General features: G+C 73.0%; 19 protein-coding genes. 14 read left to right on the top strand and 5 right to left on the bottom strand.

Features of this window, described 5'->3' with window-relative positions; translation table 11 throughout:
• The first annotated feature begins 2 nt into the window (after window positions 1-2).
• Window positions 3-800, top strand: a complete 798-nt coding sequence (locus tag ACIRG9_RS09830) for a tyrosine-protein phosphatase (protein WP_402852855.1) — start codon at window positions 3-5, stop codon at window positions 798-800.
• A gap of 40 nt (window positions 801-840) precedes the next feature.
• Here the strand turns inward: ACIRG9_RS09830 and ACIRG9_RS09835 are convergent, their stop codons facing one another.
• Window positions 841-1,704 carry a serine hydrolase gene (locus ACIRG9_RS09835; protein WP_402852858.1) on the bottom strand — a complete coding sequence of 288 codons (864 nt, stop codon included), beginning with the start codon at window positions 1,702-1,704 and terminating at the stop codon, window positions 841-843.
• Between the two features lie 70 nt (window positions 1,705-1,774).
• Between ACIRG9_RS09835 and ACIRG9_RS09840 the strand changes: the two genes are divergently transcribed.
• Window positions 1,775-2,440, top strand: a complete 666-nt coding sequence (locus ACIRG9_RS09840; RefSeq protein WP_402852861.1) for a class I SAM-dependent methyltransferase — start codon at window positions 1,775-1,777, stop codon at window positions 2,438-2,440.
• Between the two features lie 157 nt (window positions 2,441-2,597).
• On the opposite strand, the gene typA is transcribed toward ACIRG9_RS09840, so the two are convergent.
• Window positions 2,598-4,466 carry a translational GTPase TypA gene (gene typA, locus ACIRG9_RS09845; protein WP_402852864.1) on the bottom strand — a complete coding sequence of 623 codons (1,869 nt, stop codon included), beginning with the start codon at window positions 4,464-4,466 and terminating at the stop codon, window positions 2,598-2,600.
• 131 nt (window positions 4,467-4,597) lie between these two features.
• Here typA and ACIRG9_RS09850 point away from each other — a divergent pair, with 131 nt between their 5' ends.
• The 5 genes from ACIRG9_RS09850 (at window position 4,598) to ACIRG9_RS09870 (ending at window position 10,616) form a co-directional block, all read left to right on the top strand.
• Entirely contained in the window at window positions 4,598-5,962 is a 1,365-nt protein-coding gene (locus tag ACIRG9_RS09850) for a DedA family protein (protein WP_402852866.1), read from the top strand.
• 103 nt (window positions 5,963-6,065) lie between these two features.
• Window positions 6,066-6,947 carry a transglycosylase SLT domain-containing protein gene (locus ACIRG9_RS09855; protein ID WP_402852869.1) on the top strand — a complete coding sequence of 294 codons (882 nt, stop codon included), beginning with the start codon at window positions 6,066-6,068 and terminating at the stop codon, window positions 6,945-6,947.
• Window positions 6,948-7,011: 64 nt separating this feature from the next.
• Window positions 7,012-8,625 (top strand): CocE/NonD family hydrolase, encoded by a 1,614-nt coding sequence (locus ACIRG9_RS09860; protein ID WP_402853089.1) that lies wholly within the window; start codon window positions 7,012-7,014, stop codon window positions 8,623-8,625.
• Window positions 8,626-8,757: 132 nt separating this feature from the next.
• Complete coding sequence (locus ACIRG9_RS09865) at window positions 8,758-9,327, top strand: ArsR/SmtB family transcription factor (RefSeq protein ID WP_402852872.1); 570 nt, start codon at window positions 8,758-8,760, stop codon at window positions 9,325-9,327.
• A gap of 44 nt (window positions 9,328-9,371) precedes the next feature.
• Window positions 9,372-10,616 (top strand): MFS transporter, encoded by a 1,245-nt coding sequence (locus ACIRG9_RS09870; RefSeq protein ID WP_402852875.1) that lies wholly within the window; start codon window positions 9,372-9,374, stop codon window positions 10,614-10,616.
• Window positions 10,617-10,667: 51 nt separating this feature from the next.
• Here the strand turns inward: ACIRG9_RS09870 and ACIRG9_RS09875 are convergent, their stop codons facing one another.
• The gene (locus ACIRG9_RS09875) at window positions 10,668-10,871 is read right to left on the bottom strand and encodes a cold-shock protein (protein WP_402852878.1); all 204 of its coding nucleotides are present in this window, start codon (window positions 10,869-10,871) and stop codon (window positions 10,668-10,670) included.
• A 197-nt stretch (window positions 10,872-11,068) separates the two neighbouring features.
• On the opposite strand from ACIRG9_RS09875, the gene ACIRG9_RS09880 reads away from it, so the two are divergent.
• A complete protein-coding gene (locus ACIRG9_RS09880; protein ID WP_402853092.1) occupies window positions 11,069-11,725 on the top strand; it encodes a class I SAM-dependent methyltransferase in 657 nt (218 codons plus the stop codon).
• A gap of 99 nt (window positions 11,726-11,824) precedes the next feature.
• Window positions 11,825-12,448, top strand: a complete 624-nt coding sequence (locus tag ACIRG9_RS09885) for a DedA family protein (RefSeq protein WP_402852880.1) — start codon at window positions 11,825-11,827, stop codon at window positions 12,446-12,448.
• Window positions 12,449-12,515: 67 nt separating this feature from the next.
• On the opposite strand, the gene ACIRG9_RS09890 is transcribed toward ACIRG9_RS09885, so the two are convergent.
• Together ACIRG9_RS09890 and ACIRG9_RS09895 are read right to left on the bottom strand one after the other, a co-directional pair.
• Window positions 12,516-13,169 carry an MBL fold metallo-hydrolase gene (locus ACIRG9_RS09890; RefSeq protein WP_402853095.1) on the bottom strand — a complete coding sequence of 218 codons (654 nt, stop codon included), beginning with the start codon at window positions 13,167-13,169 and terminating at the stop codon, window positions 12,516-12,518.
• Window positions 13,170-13,177: 8 nt separating this feature from the next.
• Window positions 13,178-13,894, bottom strand: coding sequence for a maleylpyruvate isomerase family mycothiol-dependent enzyme (locus ACIRG9_RS09895; protein WP_402852883.1), 717 nt, complete (start codon window positions 13,892-13,894; stop codon window positions 13,178-13,180).
• 293 nt (window positions 13,895-14,187) lie between these two features.
• Between ACIRG9_RS09895 and rsgA the strand changes: the two genes are divergently transcribed.
• The 5 genes from rsgA to ACIRG9_RS09920 all read left to right on the top strand — a co-directional run bounded on the left by rsgA (window position 14,188) and on the right by ACIRG9_RS09920 (window position 22,429).
• Window positions 14,188-15,267 (top strand): ribosome small subunit-dependent GTPase A, encoded by a 1,080-nt coding sequence (gene rsgA / locus ACIRG9_RS09900; RefSeq protein WP_402852886.1) that lies wholly within the window; start codon window positions 14,188-14,190, stop codon window positions 15,265-15,267.
• A gap of 204 nt (window positions 15,268-15,471) precedes the next feature.
• On the top strand, window positions 15,472-18,417 hold the full coding sequence (gene uvrA / locus ACIRG9_RS09905; RefSeq protein ID WP_402852888.1) for an excinuclease ABC subunit UvrA: 2,946 nt from the start codon (window positions 15,472-15,474) through the stop codon (window positions 18,415-18,417).
• A 151-nt stretch (window positions 18,418-18,568) separates the two neighbouring features.
• On the top strand, window positions 18,569-19,048 hold the full coding sequence (locus ACIRG9_RS09910; protein ID WP_402852891.1) for a Rieske (2Fe-2S) protein: 480 nt from the start codon (window positions 18,569-18,571) through the stop codon (window positions 19,046-19,048).
• A gap of 90 nt (window positions 19,049-19,138) precedes the next feature.
• On the top strand, window positions 19,139-21,079 hold the full coding sequence (gene uvrC / locus ACIRG9_RS09915) for an excinuclease ABC subunit UvrC (RefSeq protein WP_402852894.1): 1,941 nt from the start codon (window positions 19,139-19,141) through the stop codon (window positions 21,077-21,079).
• 729 nt (window positions 21,080-21,808) lie between these two features.
• Window positions 21,809-22,429: a C39 family peptidase gene (locus ACIRG9_RS09920; RefSeq protein ID WP_402852896.1), complete on the top strand. Its 621-nt coding sequence runs from the start codon at window positions 21,809-21,811 to the stop codon at window positions 22,427-22,429.
• The last annotated feature ends 23 nt before the right edge of the window (window positions 22,430-22,452 follow it).

Raw genomic sequence — 22,452 nt, forward strand, 5'->3', positions numbered from 1 at the left:
CGATGGCAGCACGGGACTGGGAACTGGTGGGCGCGCCGAACGCCCGTGATCTTGGCGGCCTGCCCGCCGCGGACGGGCGGCGGGTACGCCCGGGCCGGCTGATCCGCACCGCCGCGCTGGGCCGGCTCACCGACGACGACCTGCCGGTACTGGGCAAGTTGGCGCCGGCCTGTGTGGTGGACCTGAGGCACGGCAGCGAGCAGGCGGTCGCGCCGCCGGACCGGCTAGTCGGGGATCCGCGGGTGGTGCACCTGCCGGTGTACGACCCGGCCCACCCGGTCTTCACGTACGTCTCGGCGGTGCTGCTCGGTCATGATCTGGAGGCGTACGACGAGTTGGCCCGGGAGGGGATGCCGGCTGCGATGGCGGCGATCTACCGGTGGTTCGTCAGCGGGACGACGGCCCGGGCCGGGTTCGGCGCGGCGGTGCGGCTGGCCGCCGACGGGGCGAACCTGCCGCTGCTGTTCCACTGCTCGGCCGGGAAGGACCGGACGGGCTGGCTGTCGGTGGTGCTGCTCACCGCCCTCGGCGTCGACGAGGCGGTGATCCGGGGCGACTACCTGCGGCACAACGAGTTGACCGAGAGCCTGCGCGAGGTGCTGCTCGCGGCGATGACCCGCCAGCGGTCGGACCTGGACCCGGCGGTCGCGCGGCCACTGCTGGAGGTGCGGCCGGAGTATCTGGACGCCGCGTACGACGAGGTGCGGCGGGTGCACGGTTCGTTCGGGGCGTACCTGCGGGACGGGTTGGGGGTGACCGACGGGACGGTCGCCGCGCTGCGCGCGAACCTGTTGGAGTGAACGGGCCGCCGGCGCGGGCGCGTCGGCGGCCCGCGTCGGGTCAGTCGGCCAGCTTGTGCCGGGATTCCCACACCTGGGCGGAGATGTTCGCGATCAGGCGGCACGCGTCGTCGGTCTCCTCGCCGCTCGGGCCGCCGTCGGCCAGGTCCGTGGTGGTGCAGACGACGACCGTGTACGGCGGGGCGTCGGCCGGGAAGACCACGCCCGCGCCGTGCCGCAGTCCGCGTACCCAGCCGTTCTTGTGCGCGATGCGGGTCCCCTCGGGCAGTCCGGCGGCGAGGTCCTCCCGGTGTTCCTGGGCGAACAGCACGTCCAGCATGGACGCGCAGCCGGCCGGGGAGGCCAACGGGCCGGGCCGACGCGCGCCGAGGGCCAGTTCGCCGAGCAGGGCGGCCAGGTCGGCGGCGGTGACCAGGTTGTCGATGCCCGCCTCCCGGGCCGCGTAGTCCTCGATGCCTCGGCCGGTGGCGCTGTGTCGCGCCCCGGCCAGGGCCCACGCCTCGGCCACCGCGGGCAGTCCGACGTGGCCGATGACGATGTTGGTGGCCAGGTTGCTGGACCGGATGATCATCCGTTCCGCGAGCCAGCGCAGCGGCGCGGTGCCGTCGACGCGAGCCCAGACCGCGTCGTCGTTGTCGTAGTCCCGGTCGTTGGCGAAGCGGGGTGCGCCCGGCGCGGCGGAGTCGAAGTCGTTGTGCACCGGGACCGGGTCGTCCAGGTCCAGCCGGCCGGCTTCCGCCGCGCGGTACAGCGCCACCAGCACCGCCGCCTTCATGGTGCTGGCCGCGTAGTGGGTGGCGTCGGGCAGCCGCGTCCAGGTGGGTCGGGCGCCCAGCCGTCCCACGTACGCGGAGACGGTGCCGGGCACCTTGTCGAGATGCGCGTCGAGATCCTCCCAGGTCATGTCGGTGACGGTAGCGGATCATCGCGGTCGGCGGGCTGCGGCCGGGTCGGCGGCGGTCTAGCGTGCCCCGATGACGACTGCTGCGTACGACGCCATCGCCGACTGGTACGAGGAGTACGCCTCCGACACCTCCGCCGACTACATGGACCGGGTCCGCCGGCAGCTCGCCGGCCTGCTCGGCACCGGGGCGGGCCGCTGTCTCGACCTGTGCTGCGGCACCGGGGTGCACGCCGCCGAGCTGCGCCGGCTGGGCTGGGACCCGGTCGGGGTGGACCTTTCCGCCGGGCAGTTGCGGCACGCGTGTACCCGGTTGCCGGTGGCTCGGGGCGACGTGGCCCGGCTGCCGGCCGCCGACGCGAGCGTGCCCGCGGTGACCTGCGTACTCGGGCACACCGACCTGCCCGACTATCCGGCGGTGATCGCGGAGGCGGCCCGGGTGCTGGCGCCGGGCGGGCGCTTCGTGCACGTCGGGGTGCACCCGTGTTTCTGTGGCGCGTTCGCCGACCGGTCCGACCCGGGGCGGATCGTCATCGACGGCGGGTACGCCGAGCGCGAGCGCAGCTTCCGGTCCTGGAACACCACCGGGGTGCGGGCCCGGGTGGGCGCCTGGCACCTGCCCCTGGCGGACCTGGTCAACGCGGTCACCGCCGCCGGCCTGGTCCTGACCCGCGTCCAGGAGTCCGGCTCCACCGCCATCCCCGACGTCCTGGCCCTCCAAGCCACCAAACCCGCCTGACCTGGCCCTCCCCTGGGCGGTCGATCACGAGGTTGTCGCCATGACACGGCGGAGTGGGGCGCGACAACTTCGTGATCGACGGGGTGGCGGGCGGGTGGGGGAGAGACGGCGGAGCCCGGGCCGCCGGGGGCGGTCCGGGCTCCGGGTGGGCCGGTGGTCAGCCGGCGTGCTTGCGGCGGGCGGCCATCCGGCCGCGCTGGGTCTGGTCGAGGGTCACCTTGCGGATCCGCACCGCGGCGGGGGTCACCTCGACGCACTCGTCCTCGCGGCAGAACTCGAGGGCCTGCTCCAGCGACAGCTTGCGCGGCGGGATCAGCTTCTCGGTCTCGTCCGCGGTCGACGAGCGCATGTTGGTGAGCTTCTTCTCCTTGGTGATGTTGACGTCCATGTCGTCGGAGCGGGAGTTCTCGCCGACGATCATGCCCTCGTACACCTCGGTGCCGGGCTCGACGAAGAGCTGGCCGCGCTCCTGGAGGTTGGTCATCGCGAACGCGGTGACCGCGCCGGAACGGTCGGCGACCAGCGAGCCGTTGTTGCGGGTGCGCAGCTCGCCGAACCACGGCTCGTACGACTCGAAGACGTGGTGCAGGATGCCGGTGCCCCGGGTCTCGGTGAGGAACTCGGTGCGGAAGCCGATCAGGCCGCGGGCCGGGACCAGCCACTCCATCCGGATCCAGCCGGTGCCGTGGTTGACCAGCTGCTCCATCCGGCCCTTGCGGGTCGCGAGGAGCTGGGTGATCGCGCCGAGGTACTCCTCGGGGGCGTCGATGGTCAGCCGCTCGACCGGCTCGCAGGTCCGGCCGTCGATCTCCTTGGTGACGACCTGCGGCTTGCCGACGGTCAGCTCGTAGTGCTCGCGGCGCATCTGCTCGACCAGGATGGCCAGCGCCAGCTCGCCGCGGCCCTGCACCTCCCAGGCGTCGGGACGCTCGGTCGGCAGCACGCGCAGCGAGACGTTGCCGATCAGCTCCTTGTCGAGGCGGTCCTTGACCATGCGGGCGGTGACCTTGGCGCCCTTGACCCGCCCGACCAGCGGCGAGTTGTTGGTGCCGATGGTCATCGAGATCGCCGGCTCGTCGACGGTGATCAGCGGCAGCGGGACCGGGTTCTCCGCGTCCGCGAGGGTCTCACCGATCATGATCTCGGGGATGCCGGCGACGGCGATGATGTCGCCCGGCCCGGCGGACTCGGCCGGCTTGCGCTCCAGGCCCTCGGTCATCAGCAGTTCGGAGATGCGGACCCGCTGGGTGCTGCCGTCGGTGCGGCACCAGGCCACCGTCTGGCCCTTGCTGATGGTGCCCTGCCGGACCCGGCACAGCGCCAGCCGGCCGAGGAACGGCGAGGCGTCGAGGTTGGTGACGTGCGCCTGCAGCGGCGCGTCCTCCTCGTAGGCGGGCGGCGGGATGGTGTCGAGCAGGGTGCGGAACAGCGGCTCCAGGTTGTGGCTGTCCTGCGGGATGGAGCCGTCCGCGGGCTGGGTGAGGGAGGCGATGCCGTCGCGGGCGCAGGCGTAGATGATCGGGAAGTCGATCTGCTCCTCGTCGGCGTCCAGGTCGAGGAAGAGCTCGTAGGTGTCGTCCACGACCTCCTTGATCCGGGCGTCCGGCCGGTCCACCTTGTTGATCACCAGGATGATCGGCAGCCGGGCCTTGAGGGCCTTGCGGAGGACGAACCGGGTCTGCGGGAGCGGGCCCTCGCTGGAGTCGACCAGCAGGACCACGCCGTCGACCATGGTCAGGCCGCGCTCGACCTCGCCGCCGAAGTCGGCGTGGCCGGGGGTGTCGATGATGTTGATGGTGACCGGGTCGGACCCGTCCGCCGGCAGGTAGTGCACGCCGGTGTTCTTGGCCAGGATGGTGATGCCCTTTTCCCGCTCGAGGTCCATCGAGTCCATGACCCGTTCGGTGACCTCACCGCGGGCGCCGTAGGCGCCGGCCTGCCGCAACATGGCGTCGACCAGGGTCGTCTTGCCGTGGTCGACGTGGGCGATGATGGCGACGTTGCGGAGGTCGGTGCGAAGCTGCATACCCTCCATACTCCTGTCTGCGGTTGCCGGTGGACACCCCGGGGTCACCCCCGGGACTGCCCGGATCTCTGCCGAAACTGCTGTCCCGACCGGTTCAGCGACTGGCATGCTTGGCCCCGTGCGGGGGACCGATGCCTGACCTGCTGACGTGGCTGCAGGGCCTGCCGGCCCCGCTGATCTACCTGGTCGCCGCGATGATCGTCGCTGGTGAGACCGGGGTGATCGTGGGACTGCTGGTGCCGGGTGAGGCGACCCTGCTGCTGGTCGGCTTCCTAGCGTACGCGGGCACGCTGCGGCTCGTCCCGGCGCTGTTCGTGATGACGGCCGCTGCCGTGATAGGAGACACACTCGCCTTCCGGGCGGGCCGCCGGTACGGGCCGCGGCTGCGTGCCTCCGGTCTCGGTGCCCGGATCGGCGTCGAGCGGTGGCGGCGGGCCGAGTCCCTGCTGCACCGGCTCGGCGGTCGGGGTGTCCTGGCCGCGCGCTGGGTGGCCGTCGTCCGCACCCTGGCACCCCGGTTGGCCGGCGCGGCGGGCCTGCCGTACCGACGGTTCGCACCGTGGGACCTGGCCGGGGCGGCCAGCTGGGTCAGCGCGTCCGTGCTGGCCGGGTACGCGGCCGGCGAGTCGTACCGGCAGGTTTCCCGGCTGCTCGGCCAGGCCACCGGCGCGGTGCTGCTCCTGCTGCTCTGCCTGACCGGGGTGGTGCTGGCCGGCCGTTGGCTCGGCCGCAACCCCGACCCGGCGCGGGCGTTGGCCGCCCGGGCCACCGCCCTGCCCCCGGTCCGCTGGCTGCGCGCCCGGTACGGGGTGCTGTTCTTCGCGGTCGCCGAGCGGGTCGGGCCGACCTGGACGCTGCTGATCAATCTCGTCGTCGGCCTGCTGTTGCTGTTCGCCGTCGGGCTGGCCGTCGCCGTGCTGCTGCAGGCGGTGGTCCGGCACAGTGGGCTCGCCGTGCTCGACGGATTCATCGCCCACTGGTTCGCCGCCCGGCGTACCCAGGGGGTGGCGGACGCGGCGGTGGCGGTGCTCTCGGTGCTGCGCGGGTGGGTCCTGATCGGCGCGGTCGCGGTCGTCGCCGCGGCGCTGGCCTGGCGGCGCCGGCCCTGGCGGGCGGACCTGCTCAGCGTGCTCGGCTCGGTGGGGGCGTTCGTTCCGCTGGTCGTGCTCGCGGTGGTCGCCGACCTGATCGGCCCGGCCGGCGATCGGGTCCTCTTCCCCGCCCAGAACGCGGTGGTGACCGCGAGCTTCGGCACGCTGGCCTGGCTGCTGTCGCGGGGTGTGCGCTGGCCGGCGGCGGTGGCGGTGTGGACGAGCGCCGTCGCCGGGGTGCTCGCCGTCGGTGGTGCCCGCCTGTACCTGGGATGGAGCACGGCCAGCGGCACCGCCACGTCAGTGCTGCTCGGCGTGGCCTGGACCATGGTGTTCATGGTCGCCTGGGCCACCCGGGGCCGGGCGGTGCGCGCGGCCGGTCCGCCGTCCACAGCCGGGCCCTAGACGGCCGGTGAGTGCCGCCGCACCCACCCCGGACGACGCGGTCCCCCCGCCGGCCCATCGATCCTTGCTAAGGTGCGGCGGGCAACCACGGGGGAGGGGTCTGATGCGTCGGGGAATCGGCCGATGGGCCACGGCGACCGCCGCGCTGCTGCTGGCGGTCGGGATCGCCGGGTGCGGCGGCGAGCAGCGCCCACCCTCTGGGGTGGCGGCCGACCTGCCCAGTGAGGTGCCCGTCGAGGCCGCGGCCGACGAGCCGACCGAGGCGCCGCCGGCGGTCGAGGCGATGGGCGTGGCGCCCAGCACCAAGCCCAAGCCGAGTGCCACACCGACGGCGAAACCCAAGCCCACCCGGACGTCCGCAGGGCCGCTGGCCAAGCCGAAGCCGGCGACCGAGACCAAGGTCCCGCCGGCCCCGAAGAAGCCGCCGGTGTCCAGCGACTGCAAGCCCAGCTACCGGGGCACCAAGGCGACCACCAGCCAGGTGAAGGTGGCGCTGTCGGACGCGGCCGCGAAGACGTACTGGCCGACCTCGGCGCCCACCATCAAGATCCCGCTGAACCTGGTGAAGGCCACGGCCTGGCAGGAGAGCGGCTGGCAGTCCAACATCGTGGCCTGCGACACCGGCGTCGGGCTGATGCAGGTCATGCCGGACACCGCGAAGTGGATGAACGACCGCTTCGGTCAGTCGTACGACATCGAAGACTATCGGGACAATGCCTTCCTGGGGGCGAACTACCTCGCCTGGCTCACCAAGTACATCGGCGACATGTACTTCGGCGACGAGCCCCCCGAGTTGCGCTACCGGCTGGACGCCTCGCTGTGCACCGGCGGTTTGGACTCGTGCCTGCTCAACGCGGTGATCTCGGCGTACAACTTCGGGCACGGCGCGGTGGCCCAGATGGGCAAGCCGATCGCCATCCCGAACCCGACCTATGTCGAGAACGTGCGGGCGTTGATGACCAACTGCGTGTGTCTGGGCTATTGACCTGCCCGCACCGGACCTGACCGTGAACCGGCTCGTCACCAGGCTCGCCACCGCGGCGCTGCGGATGCCCGCCGTCCGGTCCCAGCGGGTCACGGTGACCCGGGACATCCCGGTCCGGGTCCGGGACGGTGTACCGCTGGGCACCGACCACTACGCCCCGGCCCTGCCGGGCGCACCCACCGTGCTGATCCGCACCCCGTACGGGCGGGGCGGGCCGGTCCGGCTGCTGGGCCGGCTCGTCGCCGAACGTGGCTACCACGTGGTGATCCAGTCCTGTCGGGGCACGCACGGCTCGGGCGGGGAGTTCGCGCCGCTGGTGCACGAGCGCGACGACGGACTGGACACCCTCGACTGGCTGCGCCGGCAGCGCTGGTGGTCCGGGGCGTTCGGCATGTTCGGCGCCAGCTACCAGGGCTTCGTGCAGTGGGCGCTCGCCGCCGAGGCGGCCGACGAGCTGCGCGCGATGGTAGCGGTGGCGACCGCCTCGGCCACCCGGGACTCGACGTACGCGGGTGAGTCGTTCTCCCTGGACACCGTGCTGACCTGGGCGGAGCTGCTTCAGGCGCAGACCGTGCCGTGGCTGGCCCGGCAGTGGGAGCTGCGGCGGGGGCAGCCGCGGCTGGCCCGGGCGCTGGCCCACCTGCCGCTGGCCGAGGCCGACCGGATCGCCACCGGGGTGACCGTGCCGTTCTTCCAGGAGTGGCTGCGCCACCACACCCCCGACGCGGACTACTGGCGGCCTCGCGTCTTCGGCGACCGGATCGCCGAGGTGCGCGCTCCGGTGCTGATGGTCAGCGGCTGGCAGGACATCTTCCTCCCGGCCCAGCTCGACGACTACGTCCGGCTCCGCGCGGCGGGCGCCCGGCCCCGGTTGACCGTCGGCCCGTGGACCCACGGCAGCCCGGGGCTGCTCGTGGCGGCCCTCCGCGAGGGCCTCGACTGGCTCGACGAGCACCTGGCCGGCCGCCCCGCGCCGCCCCGCGCCCCGGTGCGGGTGCACGTCGGCGGCGACGGTGGCGGCTGGCGGGACCTGCCCGACTGGCCGCCGCCGGCCGTGCCGACCCGGTGGCACCTGCACGCCGACCGGGCCCTCGGCACCGCCGCGCCGATCCCGTCGCCGCCCGACCGGATCTGGTACGACCCGGCCGACCCCACCCCGTCGCTCGGCGGGCCGCTGCTGGTCGCCCAGCGGGCCGGCAAGGTGGACAACCGGTCCGTGGAGGCCCGGCCGGACGTGCTGACCTATACCAGCGCCCCGCTGGACGCGCCGGTCGAGGTGCTCGGCCCGGTCCGCGCCGAGGTCCACCTCCGCAGCGAGCTGTCCTACCTGGACGTCTTCGTGCGGCTCTGCGACGTGGATCGGCGGGGCCGGTCGTGGAACGTCTGCGACGGCCTGGTCCGGGTCGCCCCCGGGCGCTTCCCGGTCGACCCGTCCGGCGTGGTCCGGGTGCCGATCACCCTCTGGCCGGCCGCGCACCGCTTCGCGCCCGGGCACCGGCTACGGGTCCAGGTCTCCGGCGGTGCCCATCCGCGCTACGCGCGTAACCCCGGAACGGGAGAGCCGCTCGGCACGGCCGTCACTCTTCGGGCTGGTTGGCGGGAGATCCTGCACGACCCGGTGCACCCGTCGGCCATCGTGCTCCCGCTCGCGCAGCCACCGTCCACCGCTCGCCCGTAGTTTCCCGCCGTCCCGCCGAACTGTCCCGGCGGCCGACCTCCCGACCTCCCGATCTGGTCGCCGGGCACCGGCGCCCGAACTTTTCCGCAACTACTCTTGCGCAACTACTCTTGCTGATGTCAGGGTCTGGGCATGGAGAACCCCGACGTCCGGCACGTCACCGACTCCCGCGTCCTCGCGGCGCTCGCCCATCCGTTGCGGCGCCGCCTCATGGACGTGCTCAAGGTCTACGGCCCGTCAACCGTCGGCCTACTCGCCGAGCGGACCGGGCAGGCGCCGGCCAACGTCAGCCACCACCTGAAGGTGCTGGCCGCTGCCGAACTGGTGGACGAGGCACCCGAACTGGCCCGCGACCGGCGGGAACGCTGGTGGCGGTTGCGCACCCGCGCCGTGCGCTGGTCCCACACCGACTTCGACGGCGACCCCGCCGCCCGAGCGGTGGCCGACGCCGCCTCCTCGCTCAACCTGGACCGGCACGTCGCCCTCGTCCGCGCGTGGTACGCCGCGGCCGAGGACGCCCACGCGGCCTGGGGCGACGGGCCGTTCAGCACCGACCGCTGGCTGCACCTGACCCCCGAGGAACTGGCCGAGCTGAGCCGCGAGGTGATCGAGCTGTTCGCCCGCTGGGCGGAACGGCCGGACGACGGACGCGAACGCAGGCCGGTCTTCCTGTTCGCGCACGGCGTCCCGGGCCAACCGTGACCGCGCGGCCAACCGTGACCGCGCCGGCCCGTACGCACCCGCGGGTGCCGCCGCGACGTGGCGGCCTGTTCCGGCACCGCGACTTCCGGCTGCTCTGGGCCGGCCAGACGGTCAGCGCCCTCGGCAGCAACGTGACCGCCGTGGCGCTGCCGTTGGCCGCGGTGGCGGTGCTGGACGCGACCACGTTCCAGGTGGCGGTCCTCACCGCGGCGGCCTGGCTGCCGTGGCTGCTGGTCGGCCTGCCCGCCGGGGCCTGGGTGGACCGGGTCCGCCGCCGCCCGCTGATGATCGCCTGCGACCTGGTCTCGGCGGCGCTGTTCCTCAGCGTCCCGGTGGCCGCCGTGCTCGACGTGCTCACCGTCGGCCAGCTCCTCGTCGTGGCGCTTGGCGCCGGCCTGGCCCGGGTCTTCTTCGAAACCGCCGACCAGGTCTACCTGCCCACCCTGCTGCGGCCCGAGGAGGTGCCGGAGGGCAACGCGAAGCTGCACGCGACGCAGACCGCGAGCTACCTCGTCGGCCCCGGGCTGGCCGGCCTGATCGCCCAGCTGGCCGGTGCGGTGGCCGCGGTGCTGCTCGACGCGCTGAGCTTTCTGGTCTCCGCCGCCTGCCTGGGGCGCATCCGGGCGGCCGAGCCACGGCCTGCCCGCCGCGACGCACCCTCCTCGTTGCGGCGCGAGGTGGCGGACGGACTGCGGTTCGTCGTCCGGGATCCGTACCTGCGGGTGCTGACGGTGTTCGGGGCGGCCAGCAACATCGGGCTCACCGGCTACCAGGCCGTCCTGGTGGTCTTCCTGGTCCGCTCCGCGGGACTTCCGGCGGGCCTGGTCGGCCTGCTGATCGGACTGGCCAGCGTGGGCGGGATCGTCGGCGCCGGCCTCGCCACCGTCCTCGCCCGCCGGCTCGGCTCCGCCCGCGCGTTGCTGCTCGCCGCCGGGACCACCGGACCGCCCGCGCTGCTCATCCCGCTGGCGGGTCCGGGCCCCCGCGTGGCCTGGCTCGTGCTCGGCGGCGCGCTGGTCAGCCTGGGAGTCGCCGTGGGAAACGTGATCAAGGGCAGCTTCCGCCAGACGTACACCCCGCACGCCCTGCTCGGTCGGGTGACGGTGAGCATGCAGCTGCTGAACTACGGGACCATCCCGCTGGCCGCCGTGCTGGCCGGCGCGCTGGGCGCGGCGTGGGGCCCGACCGGGGCGATCCGGGTGATGACCGCCTGGCTGGCGCTGACCCCGCTGATCATGCTGGTCGGGCCACTGCGGCGGCGCCGTGACCTGCCGGCGTCGCCGCGCTGAGCACGCGCTGCGGCGGCGGTCGGGCCTTCGACCGCCGCCGCCGGCACGGACCTACAGCGGGTGGACGTTGTCCGCCTGCGGACCCTTCTGCCCCTGAGTCACCTCGAACTCGACCTTCTGGCCCTCCTGCAGCTCGCGGTAGCCGCCGCTCTGAATGGCCGAGTAGTGGACGAACACGTCGGGCCCTCCGCCGTCCTGCTCAATGAAGCCGAAGCCCTTTTCCGAGTTGAACCACTTGACCGTGCCGGTTGCCATGCGTCTCTCCCTGTTCCAAAACGAGTGAGCACCGGCCGCAGCCGATGATCGCCCCTGTACCTTCCCGACAGTAACTGCCCGAACCAGGATCTGCTGGCGGAAGTGCCGGTGTGCCTCGTGAATACACGCCGAGCGGGAAAATCCCTCCGCGACCGGCCGGCACCCGGCATGCTTCCCCGGTGGAGGCACAGACGGCGTTGGCCGACCTGGAACGGGAGATCGCCGCGCCCGGCGACGGCCCGGACCGCCTCCGGCTGGTCGCCCCGCCGTTCGTGCCCGAGGTGCGGCTGCACCTCGCCGAGGACGCGATCCTCTGGTGGGCCCGGATGGAGGCGGCTGCCGGCCGCTCGCTGCCGCCGCCGTACTGGGCCTCGGTCTGGGCCGGCGGGCAGGCACTGGCCCGCCACCTGCTCGACCATCCCGAGCTGGCCGCCGGCCGGCGGGTGCTCGACCTGGCCGCCGGATCCGGGCTGGTGGCCATCGCCGCCGCGCTCGCCGGCGCCGACCGGGTGGTCGCCAACGACATCGACCCGTACGCGGTCGCCGCCGTCACGGTCAACGCGCGGGCCAACCGGGTGGACGTGGCGGCCAGCGGCGACGACCTGCTGGACGCCGCTGTGCCCACCGACCTGCTGCTGGCCGGCGACGTGCTCTACGAGGCGACGCTGGCCGAGCGGGTGCTGCCGTTCCTGCAGCGGGCCGCCGACCGCGGCGTCGAGGTGCTGGTCGGCGACCCGGACCGGGGGCACCTGCCATCCGGCCGGCTGGAGGTGGTGGCCAGCTACCCGGTGCCCACCACCGAACCTTCGGTGGACTCCCCGGTACGCCGGGTGCAGGTGCTGCGCCCCCGGTGAGCGCGACGGCGGTGCCGGGACGACCCCGAGCCGGAATCAGGGGACGGTAGGGGTCTGACCGGATGTGCGCGCGGAGTGTTGCTGAGTAGGGTCCCCGGCATGACGGATCTGCTGGCCCGGATCGGGGAGCTGCCCACCAGTCTGCTGATGGGAATTCTCGGCCTGGTCATGCTCGCCGACGCCGTACCGCTGCTCGGCGTGCTGGTGCCCGGCGACGCCGCGGTGCTCGCCGCGGTCGCCGGAGGCCGGCCGGCGACCGGACCGGCCACCGTCGCGGCGGTGGTGGCCGGCTGCCTCGCCGGCTGGTCGCTGAGTTTCCTGGCCGGACGACGCTGGGGCGAGCAGCTGCGACGCAGCCGGGTGGGCGGCTGGATCGGCGAGTCACGCTGGGCGGCCGCCGAGGCCATCCTGCGCCGCGGCGGCGGCCGGATGGTGCTGGTGGCGCCGTTCCTGCCGGTGTTCAACGCGCTGCTGCCCCTGGCGGCCGGCGGGCTGAAGATGTCGTACCGCAGGTTCGTGTCCTGCGCGGCGCTCGGCGCGGCGCTCTGGGCCGGCCTTTACGTGCTGCTCGGCACCACCGCGCGGGCGCTGACCGGGCTGCTGCCCGGAGCGCCGAACCCGGCGCTGCTCACCATGGCGGTCGGGCTGCTGCTCGCCGGCCCGGTGCTGCTCGGCACCCGGCGCCGGCTCCGCGCGATGACTGGCACGGACATCGCCTCCTGAGCGGGCCGGGACCGGCCGGCGGGGCCCTGGCCGCCGCCGGTCGCCCCGATTCGTGACGCCCGGTCGGTCACCAGCCGCGGGCCCGCCACTGCGGCACCGCGGGCCGCTCGGCGCCGAGGGTGCTGTCCTTGCCGTGTCCCGGGTAGAACCAGGTCTCGTCCGGCAGCCGGTCGAACAGCTTGTGCTCGACGTCGTCGATGAGCTGCCCGAACCGTTGCGGGTCCTGGTCGGTGTTGCCGACCCCGCCGGGAAACAGGGAGTCGCCGGTGAACAGGTGCGGAACGCCGGCCGGGTCACGGTAGAGCAGCGCGACCGAACCCGGGGTGTGTCCCTTGAGGTGGATCACCTCCAAGGCGCAGCTCCCGACCGCCACCGTGTCGCCCTCGCGCAGCGGCTCGACGGCGATCGGCAGTCCCTCGGCGTCGTCGGCGTGCGCCAGCGCCCGGGCGCCGGTCTTGGCGACGACCTCCTCCAGGGCCACCCAGTGGTCCATGTGCCGGTGCGTGGTGACCACCGCGGCCAAGCCGCCGTCGCCGACCAGTTCGAGCAGGCGGGACGCCTCGTTCGCGGCGTCGATGAGCACCTGGTCGCCGCTGTCGCGGCAGCGCAGCAGGTAGGCGTTGTTGTCCATCGGCCCCACCGACACCTTCGTGACGGTGAGCCGGTCGAGTTCGCGGACGGCCGGCGGGCCGCCGGGCGTGACTTCTCCGGTGTAGGTCATGGCGACTCTCAGATCCATTCCGGTGGGGTCGGCAGGGGCGCGTCGGGGGTGACGGTGAGCACCTCGCCGGCGCTGCGGCCGATCAGCCAGGCGGCGAGTTCCGGTGCGGTGCCGGTGATCGTGGGCGCCCCCGCGGGCTCGCCCACGACGATCTCTTGGCGGACGCCGTCGAAGCGCAGCACCATGGCCGGCGCGCCGGGGTTGTCGGCCAGCCCGGTCGCCACCTCGTGCAGCAGCCGTTGGGCGAACGCGTCCGGCCAGTCGTCCGGCCGGTAGCCGGCGCCCAGGTCGACGTGGTGCACCTCGACCTCCCGCAGCCGCCCCCAGACCAGCATGGCCGCCGGCCACGGGCCGCGCCGGGTCTGCACGGTGGCCGCCCACGCCTCGACCGGCATCGCGTCGACCGCCGTCGCGAACCGCTCCGCGCTGCGCCGCAGGTCGTCGAGGAGTTCGGCCGGCGCCCGGCCGGCCCCGGCCTCGATGTCGGCGGTCCGGGCCTCGGCGCTGGCGTACATCGGGATGGGTTCGCCGGTGCGGGCGGCGGTGAGCAGGTTGACGAAGCCGTCGGCGTTGCGGGCCAGGTGGGTCAGCACATGGCCGCGGGTCCAGCCCGGCAGCGGGGAGGCGGCGGCGACGTCCGCGGCGCCGAAGGCGGCCACCGTACGCAGCAGCCGGGCTGTGGCGTCGCCCACCTCGCCGGTCAGCAGCAGCGGATCACTGGTCACGGTGACACCTCTGTTCGCGGCTGCGGGGCTCGCAGGATCGGCTCACTCCTCGCGCTCACGGTGCCACCTCTGTTCGCGGCTGCGGGGCTCGCAGGATCGGCTCACTCCTCGCGCTCACGGTGCCACCCTAGTGGCATCGGGACCGCCGCGTCGCCGGGGAAATCGCTTTCGGCGCATCGGTGGGCGGCCTACCGTCGCAGAACGCGGCACCGGAAGTCGGAGCGGAGGTGGTGAGCATGCCGGTAGTAGCACGCGTGTCCCACCAGAGATCCCTCGACACCGATGAGGACCTTATGACAATCGATCTGACCGCCCTCGGCTGGGACGCCGATCGGGCGGCGCACGTACGACCACACAGTGAACGCAGCCCGGGCCGGGTGGCCCGGGTCGACCGCGGCGTCTGCACCGTGCTGCGACCGGACGGGCCGGTGCGGGCCAGCCTCGGCGGGGCGGTGCTGGCCGCCGCGGCCCGGGACCTGACGGCGCTGCCCTGCGCCGGCGACTGGGTGCTGCTGGCCACCTGGCCGGACGGGCCGGTGACCGTGGAGGCGGTGCTGCCGCGCCGCACCGCGCTGGTCCGGCGGACCGCCGGCAAGGACGCCAGCGGACAGGTGCTCGCCGCCAACCTCGACGCCGCCGCGGTGGTCGAGCCGGTGCACCCCGCGCCGGACGCCGCGCGGATCGAACGGCTGCTCTCCCTGGCCCACGAGTCCGGCGCCGAGCCGCTGGTCGTGCTCACCAAGGCGGACCTGGCGGCCGACCCGGCGGCGGTCGCCCGCCAGCTCGCCGCCGTCGCGCCCGGGGTGCCGGTGCTGCCGGTCAGCGCCGAGCGGGCCACCGGGCTGGACCCGCTGCGGCCGTACGTCGCGGCCGGGCGGACACTCGGCCTGCTGGGGCCCTCCGGGGCGGGCAAGTCGAGCCTGGTCAACGCCCTCGCCGGGGCGGAGGTGATGCGCACCCAGGCGATCCGCCGTTCCGACGGCAAGGGCCGGCACACCACCACCTGGCGGGCCCTGGTGCCGATCCCCGGTGGCGGCGCGGTGCTGGACACCCCCGGTGTCCGGGCGGTCGGCCTGCTGGACGGCTCGGCCGGGCTGGACCGGGCCTTCGCGGACATCGCCGAGCTCGCCGCCGGCTGCCGGTACGCCGACTGCGCGCACGAGGCCGAGCCGGCCTGCGCGGTGCGGGCGGCCCTGGAGGCCGGCGAGTTGCCGGTCCGGCGCTGGGAGAGCTGGCGCCGGCTGCAGCGGGAGCTGACGTACGAGAGCGGGCGCCGGGAGGCCCGGCTGGCCGCCGAGCGGCGGGGGAGCTGGCGGGGCGAACGGCGCCGCAAGGCCCGCCCGGCGGCACCGCCGTCGCCCGGCGGATACTGAATCGGATACCGGTCGCGCCGGCCCGCACACGGTCGGCGCGACCGGGCTGACCTGGTGGAATGTGCGCGCGACGTAAGTTGTCGTACCTCGGGGCTAGAGTTTCCGAGGCGTGTTTTCTGCGCCTCGACAACCTCGAAAACCGCTCAGACCGTGCTCCGAGCGGACAGATCCGCCTCACATTCTTCTTCCGGGAGTACACGGACCGTGGCCGACCGACTGATCATCCGTGGCGCGCGCGAGCACAACCTCCGTGACGTCAGTCTCGACCTGCCCCGGGACGCCCTGATCGTCTTCACCGGATTGTCCGGGTCGGGCAAGTCGAGCCTGGCGTTCGACACCATCTTCGCCGAGGGCCAGCGACGCTACGTGGAGTCACTGTCGTCGTACGCCCGGCAGTTCCTCGGCCAGATGGACAAGCCCGACGTCGACTTCATCGAGGGCCTCAGCCCCGCGGTGTCCATCGACCAGAAGTCCACCTCACGCAACCCGCGCTCCACCGTCGGCACCATCACCGAGGTCTACGACTATCTCCGGCTGCTGTTCGCCCGCGTCGGCGAGCCGCACTGCCCGGTCTGCGGGGAGCGGATCTCCCGGCAGAGTCCGCAACAGATCGTCGACCGGGTGCTCGCCATGGCCGAGGGCACCCGGTTCATGGTGCTCGCCCCCGTGGTGCGCGGCCGCAAGGGCGAGTACGTCGACCTGTTCGCCGAACTCCAGGCCAAGGGCTACGCCCGGGCCCGGGTCGACGGCGTGGTGCACCCGCTGACCGAGCCGCCGAAGCTCAAGAAGCAGGAGAAGCACACCATCGAGGTGGTGATCGACCGGCTCAGCGTCAAGCCCGGCGCCAAGCAGCGGCTGACCGACTCGGTCGAGGCGGCGCTCGGCCTCTCCGGCGGCCTGGTGCTGCTCGACTTCGTGGACCTGGCCGAGGACGACCCGGCCCGGGAACGCCGCTTCTCCGAGCACCTGGCCTGCCCCAACGACCACCCCCTCGCCATCGAGGACCTGGAGCCCCGGGTCTTCTCCTTCAACGCCCCGTACGGCGCGTGCCCGGAGTGCACCGGACTGGGCACCAAGAAGGAGGTCGACCCGGAGCTGGTGATCCCGGATCCGGAGCGCAGCCTGCGCGAGGGCGCCATCCAGCCCTGGGCCACCGGGCACAACCTGGAATACTTCCTCCGCCTGCTGGAGGCCCTCGGTGAGGCCGAGCACTTCGACCTGGACACCCCGTGGCGGGCATTGCCGTCCCGGGCGCAGAAGACGATCCTGCACGGCTCCGACGATCAGGTGCACGTCCGCTACCGCAACAAGTACGGCCGCGAGCGCTCCTACTACACCGGCTTCGAGGGCGTGGTGCAGTGGATCGAGCGCCGCCACACGGACACCGAGTCGGAGTGGTCGCGGGAGAAGTACGAGGGCTACATGCGGGACGTGCCCTGCGCGGCCTGCGGCGGCACCCGGCTCAAGCCGGAGGTGCTCGCGGTCACGGTGGCCGGGAAGAGTATCGCGGAGGTCTGCAACCTGTCCGTCGGCGAGGCGGCCGAGCTGCTCGCCGGCATCGAGCTCACCGACCGGCAGAAGATGATCGCCGAGCGGGTGCTCAAGGAGATCAACGCCAGGCTGAAGTTCCTGCTCGACGTCGGGCTGGACTACCTCTCCCTGGACCGCCCGGCGGGCACCCTCTCCGGCGGCGAGGCGCAGCGAATCCGGCTCGCCACCCAGATCGGCTCCGGCCTCGTCGGCGTCCTGTACGTGCTCGACGAACCGTCCATCGGTCTGCACCAGCGGGACAACCACCGGCTGATCGAGACGCTGCTGCGGCTGCGCGGGCTGGGCAACACGCTGATCGTGGTCGAGCACGACGAGGACACCATCCGGGTCGCCGACTGGATCGTCGACATCGGCCCGGGCGCCGGCGAGCACGGCGGCCGGATCGTGCACAGCGGCTCGGTGCCGGCCCTGCTGGAGAACGAGGAGTCGGTCACCGGGGCGTACCTGTCCGGTCGCCGGGAGATCCCGACACCGAAGCAGCGCCGCCCGCAGACCCCGGACCGTGAGCTGGTGGTGCACGGGGCGCGCGAGCACAACCTGCGCAACCTCACCGTGTCGTTCCCGCTCGGCCAGCTCATCGCGGTCACCGGGGTCAGCGGCTCCGGCAAGTCGACCCTCGTCAACGACATCCTGCACGCGGTCCTGGCCAACCAGATCAACGGCGCCCGGCTGGTCCCCGGCCGGCACACCCGGGTCACCGGGCTGGAGCACGTGGACAAGGTCGTCGGCGTGGACCAGTCGCCGATCGGGCGGACACCCCGGTCGAACCCCGCCACCTACACCGGTGTCTGGGACCACATCCGCAAGCTCTTCGCCGAGACCACCGAGGCCAAGGTCCGGGGGTACGGTCCGGGCCGGTTCTCGTTCAACGTCAAGGGCGGCCGCTGCGAGGCGTGCTCCGGCGACGGCACCCTCAAGATCGAGATGAACTTCCTGCCGGACGTCTACGTCCCGTGCGAGGTGTGCAAGGGTGCCCGGTACAACCGGGAGACCCTGGAGGTGCACTTCAAGGGCCGGACGGTCGCCGAGGTGCTGGACATGCCGATCGAGGAGGCGGCCGAGTTCTTCTCCGCCATCCCGGCCATCCACCGGCACCTCAAGACCCTGGTCGACGTCGGCCTCGGGTACGTCCGGCTCGGCCAGCCCGCCCCGACACTCTCCGGCGGCGAGGCGCAGCGCGTCAAGCTCGCCTCCGAGCTGCAGAAGCGCTCCACCGGCAGGACGGTCTACGTGCTCGACGAGCCGACCACCGGCCTGCACTTCGAGGACATCCGCAAGCTGCTGATGGTCCTGGAGGGCCTGGTCGACAAGGGCAACACAGTGATCACCATCGAGCACAACCTCGACGTGATCAAGACGGCCGACTGGCTCATCGACATGGGGCCGGAGGGCGGCCACCGGGGCGGCACGGTGCTCGCCACCGGCACCCCGGAGGAGGTCGCCGAGGTGCCGGAGAGCCACACCGGTCAGTTCCTGCGCCCGATGCTCAGGCTCGATGGCGCGGCCAAGGGCGCCAAGGCGGCCACCACCCGGGCGGCGAAGGCCAACGGTGCGGCCGCGAAGCCGCGTATCCGAAAGGTGCCGGCCGGGGCGCGCTGAGCGACGGTTCGACGGGCGGGCCGGGACCACCGGTTCGCCCGTCCGGCCGTTTTGCAGCATGTCGGGGTGAACCGTGCGGCAGGGTGATCCGTGTTCGAAACTATGGCCGCGGGTCACGAGGGGCCGCGGCAGCCGAGAGGATGGGCCGGACATGAGTGATGACCAGACGCTGACCGCACCGGGTGCGCAGACCCGGCGGGCCCTGCTGGCGGGGGCCGGCGCGGTCGGCGCGGCGGTGGCGCTGGCCGGCTGCAACGACAACGGGACGGGGACGGCCGCTGCCGGACCGACCACCGGCGGTCCCGGCGCGACCAGCAGCGATCCTGGTGCGACCGCCAGTGGCGGCGAAGTCATCGCCAAGACCGGCGACATCCCGGTCGGCGGTGGGACGATCTTCGCCAGCAAGGGCGTCGTGGTCACCCAGCCGCAGTCGGGCCAGTTCAAGGGGTTCAGCCCGATCTGCACCCACCAGGGCTGCCCGGTGTCGAGGATCGAGGGTGACGCCATCGTCTGCACCTGCCACAACAGCCGATTCTCGATCGTCAACGGGGCCGTCAAGCAGGGTCCCGCGAACCGGCCCCTGCCCCCGAAGGACATCAAGGTCACCGGCGACGAGATCAGCCTGGCCTGACGCGTCCGGCGGCGTCCGAGCGCGGGCCCGCTGGGACGTCGGGCGCGCGATGGCGGTGGGCTGTCGGGGGTGCGGATTAGGCTTGCGAACGTGGCTGACCCCTCGACCTACCGTCCCGCCCCTGGCACGATCCCGGAGTCGCCGGGGGTCTACCGCTTCCGGGACGGCACCGGTCGGGTGATCTACGTCGGCAAGGCGCGGAGCCTGCGCAGCCGGCTCAACTCCTACTTCGCCGACCCGGTCAACCTGCACCAACGCACCCGGCAGATGGTCTTCACCGCCGAGTCGGTGGACTGGATCACCGTCGCCACCGAGGTGGAGGCGCTCCAGCAGGAATACACCTGGATCAAGCAGTACGACCCGAAGTTCAACGTCCGCTACCGCGACGACAAGTCGTACCCGTACCTGGCGGTGACCCTCGACGAGGAGTTCCCGCGGTTGCAGGTGATGCGCGGCGCCAAGCGCAAGGGCGTGCGCTACTTCGGGCCGTACTCGCACGCCTGGGCGATCCGCGAGACGCTGGACCTGCTGCTGCGCGTCTTCCCGGCGCGGACCTGCTCCTCCGGCGTGTTCAAGCGGGCCGGCCAGGTCGGCCGTCCCTGCCTGCTGGGCTACATCGGCAAATGCTCCGCGCCGTGCGTCGGCAGCGTGACCGCCGAGCGGCACCGGCAGATCGTCAACGGGTTCTGCGACTTCATGGCCGGACGCACCGACACCATGGTCCGCGGGCTCGACCGGGAGATGCAGGAGGCCAGCGAGCGGCTGGAGTTCGAGCGGGCCGCCCGGCTGCGGGACGACGTCGCCGCGCTGCGCCGGGCGATGGAGAAGCAGACGGTGGTGCTCGGCGACGGCACCGACGCCGACGTGGTGGCCTTCGCCGAGGATCCGCTGGAAGCCGCGGTCCAGGTCTTCCACGTCCGCGACGGGCGGGTGCGAGGCCAGCGTGGCTGGGTGGTGGAGAAGACCGAGGACCTGACCACCGGCGACCTGGTGCACCACTTCTGTACCCAGGTCTACGGCGGCGAGCAGGGCGAGGCCGATGTCCCCCGTGAGCTGCTCGCCCCCGAGCTGCCCGGCGACGCCGACGCGCTCGCCGACTGGCTCTCCGCCCGCCGGGGCAGCCGGGTGTCACTGCGCGTCCCGCAGCGCGGCGACAAACGGTCGCTGCTGGAGACGGTGGAACGCAACGCGAAGGACGCGCTCGCCCGGCACAAGCTCAAGCGGGCCGGCGACCTGACCACCCGCGGCAAGGCCCTCGACGAGATCGCCGACGCGCTCGGCATGCGCACCTCGCCGCTGCGCGTCGAGTGTTTCGACGTCTCCCAGATCCAGGGCACCGACGTTGTCGCCAGCATGGTCGTCTTCGAGGACGGGCTGCCCCGCAAGAGCGAGTACCGCCGGTTCATCGTCCGGGGCGCCACCGACGACCTGTCCGCCATGTCGGAGGTGCTGCGCCGGCGCTTCGCCCGCTACCTCGACGCCCGCGCCGAGACCGGGGAGATCGGCGAGGAGACCGCCAGTGACCCCGACCGGCCCGGCATCGACCCCACCACCGGCCGGCCCCGCAAGTTCGCGTACCCGCCGCAGCTGGTCGTGGTCGACGGTGGCGCGCCGCAGGTGGCGGCGGCCGCGCAGGCCCTGGCCGAGCTGGGCATCGACGACGTGGCGCTGTGCGGGCTGGCCAAGCGGCTGGAGGAGGTCTGGCTGCCCGACGACGAGTTCCCGGTCATCCTGCCGCGCACCTCGGAGGCGCTCTACCTGCTGCAACGGGTACGCGACGAGGCGCACCGGTTCGCCATCACCTTCCACCGGCAGCGGCGCTCGAAGCGGATGACCGAGTCGGCCCTGGACAACGTCCCCGGGCTGGGCGAGGTACGCCGCAAGGCGCTGATCCGGCACTTCGGCTCGCTCAAGCGGCTCTCCGCCGCCACCGTCGAGGAGATCACCGAGGTGCCCGGGGTGGGAAAGCGGACCGCCGAGGCGATCCTGGCCGCCCTTGACGGGGACGCCAAACCCACCCCCACCCCCTGACCCCGGCGGCCGCAGCCGCTGCCCGCCGCTTTACGGCTTGATCCACTCCATGCGCGGCATGTGGTGGTTTCCGGCGTCCGGGAGACCGCAACATGCCGCATCCCGGGTCACCCCCTTCGCGCCGGCGAATGCCGTCCGCGTCGAATGTCTGGTTCGTGCCTGATTCAGGCACCCGCCTGGGGCCGGCCCGCCCCTGGCGCGGCGTTTGGCGAGTGTCGCAACTTCGTGGTCGGGCAGCGGCACCACGGCCGGCCGCCACGCCAAAGCCCAGCGCCGGCCGACCGGGTTGGTGTGGGTGGTTTATGGCGGGATGTGCCGTGGTCGGGGCCACCCGCGGGGCGGAATCATGCCGGGGGCGGGGGCGTTGAACAGGGCAGACCGCGTGCAGACCCGGCCCCGCCCGGCCTGCCGAGCCGGGTCGGAATGACCGGCCGGCGGCCGTCGTTACATCCCCGGGACCGCGACACTGGTCCCGCCAGCCGGTGGCCCCGCGGGAACCCCCGCCGGTGGGAATCATCGGCCCGCCCCGGCGGTTACCTCCCCGGACCGCGGCAGTCCCGAGCCGGTAAGGCCGTGGGAATCACCGCCCGCCGCCGGTCGTTACATCCCCGGGCCGCCCGAGCAGGTCACGCCGCCGGGCCCCGGATCCCCAGATTTTCCTTTCACCCGTGGCACCCGCACCCCCTTGCGGGCGTGTCGCGTACCCCCGAGCGAAAGGCTTTGATCATCATGCGTAAGAACACCATGCTGCGTAACACCGTCCTGACCGCTGCTGGCTTCGTCGCCACCGCCGGTGGCATCGCCGGCCCCGCGATCGCCGCGCACGCCGCCGACGCCAAGCCCGCCCAGCGCGAGCTGAACGTCCGCTACGAGGCGCAGCCGAACTTCTACTACTGCGGCCCCGCCGCCACCCGTAACGCCCTCTCCGTCCAGGGCAAGGACATCAACGTCGACGCCATGGCCAAGGAGATGGGCACCACCGAGAACGGCACCAACAGCATCAACGACATCACCCCGGTGCTGAACAAGGAGACCGGTCGCAACGCGTACCACAGCACCGAGATGCCGGTCGACAAGGTCGACGCCAAGCACGTTGACCAGCTGCGCGCCGACGTCGTGAAGGCCGTGGACGACGGCCGGGCCGTGGTGGCCAACATCGCGGGCACCGCGACCGACATCGACGGCAACACCCACTCCTTCGAGGGTGGCCACTACATCAGCGTGGTGGGCTACCGCGACGGTGGGAAGACCGTGACGATCGCCGACTCGGCCAACCCGAACATGGCCTCGTACCGGATGGACGTGGACGCCCTGGCGCACTGGATCGCCAGCCGTGGCTACAGCTCCTGACCTGAGGCGGTGACGAAGGGCCC

It is taken from the genome of Micromonospora sp. NPDC093277 (assembly GCF_044765245.1).
Taxonomy (GTDB): domain Bacteria; phylum Actinomycetota; class Actinomycetes; order Mycobacteriales; family Micromonosporaceae; genus Micromonospora.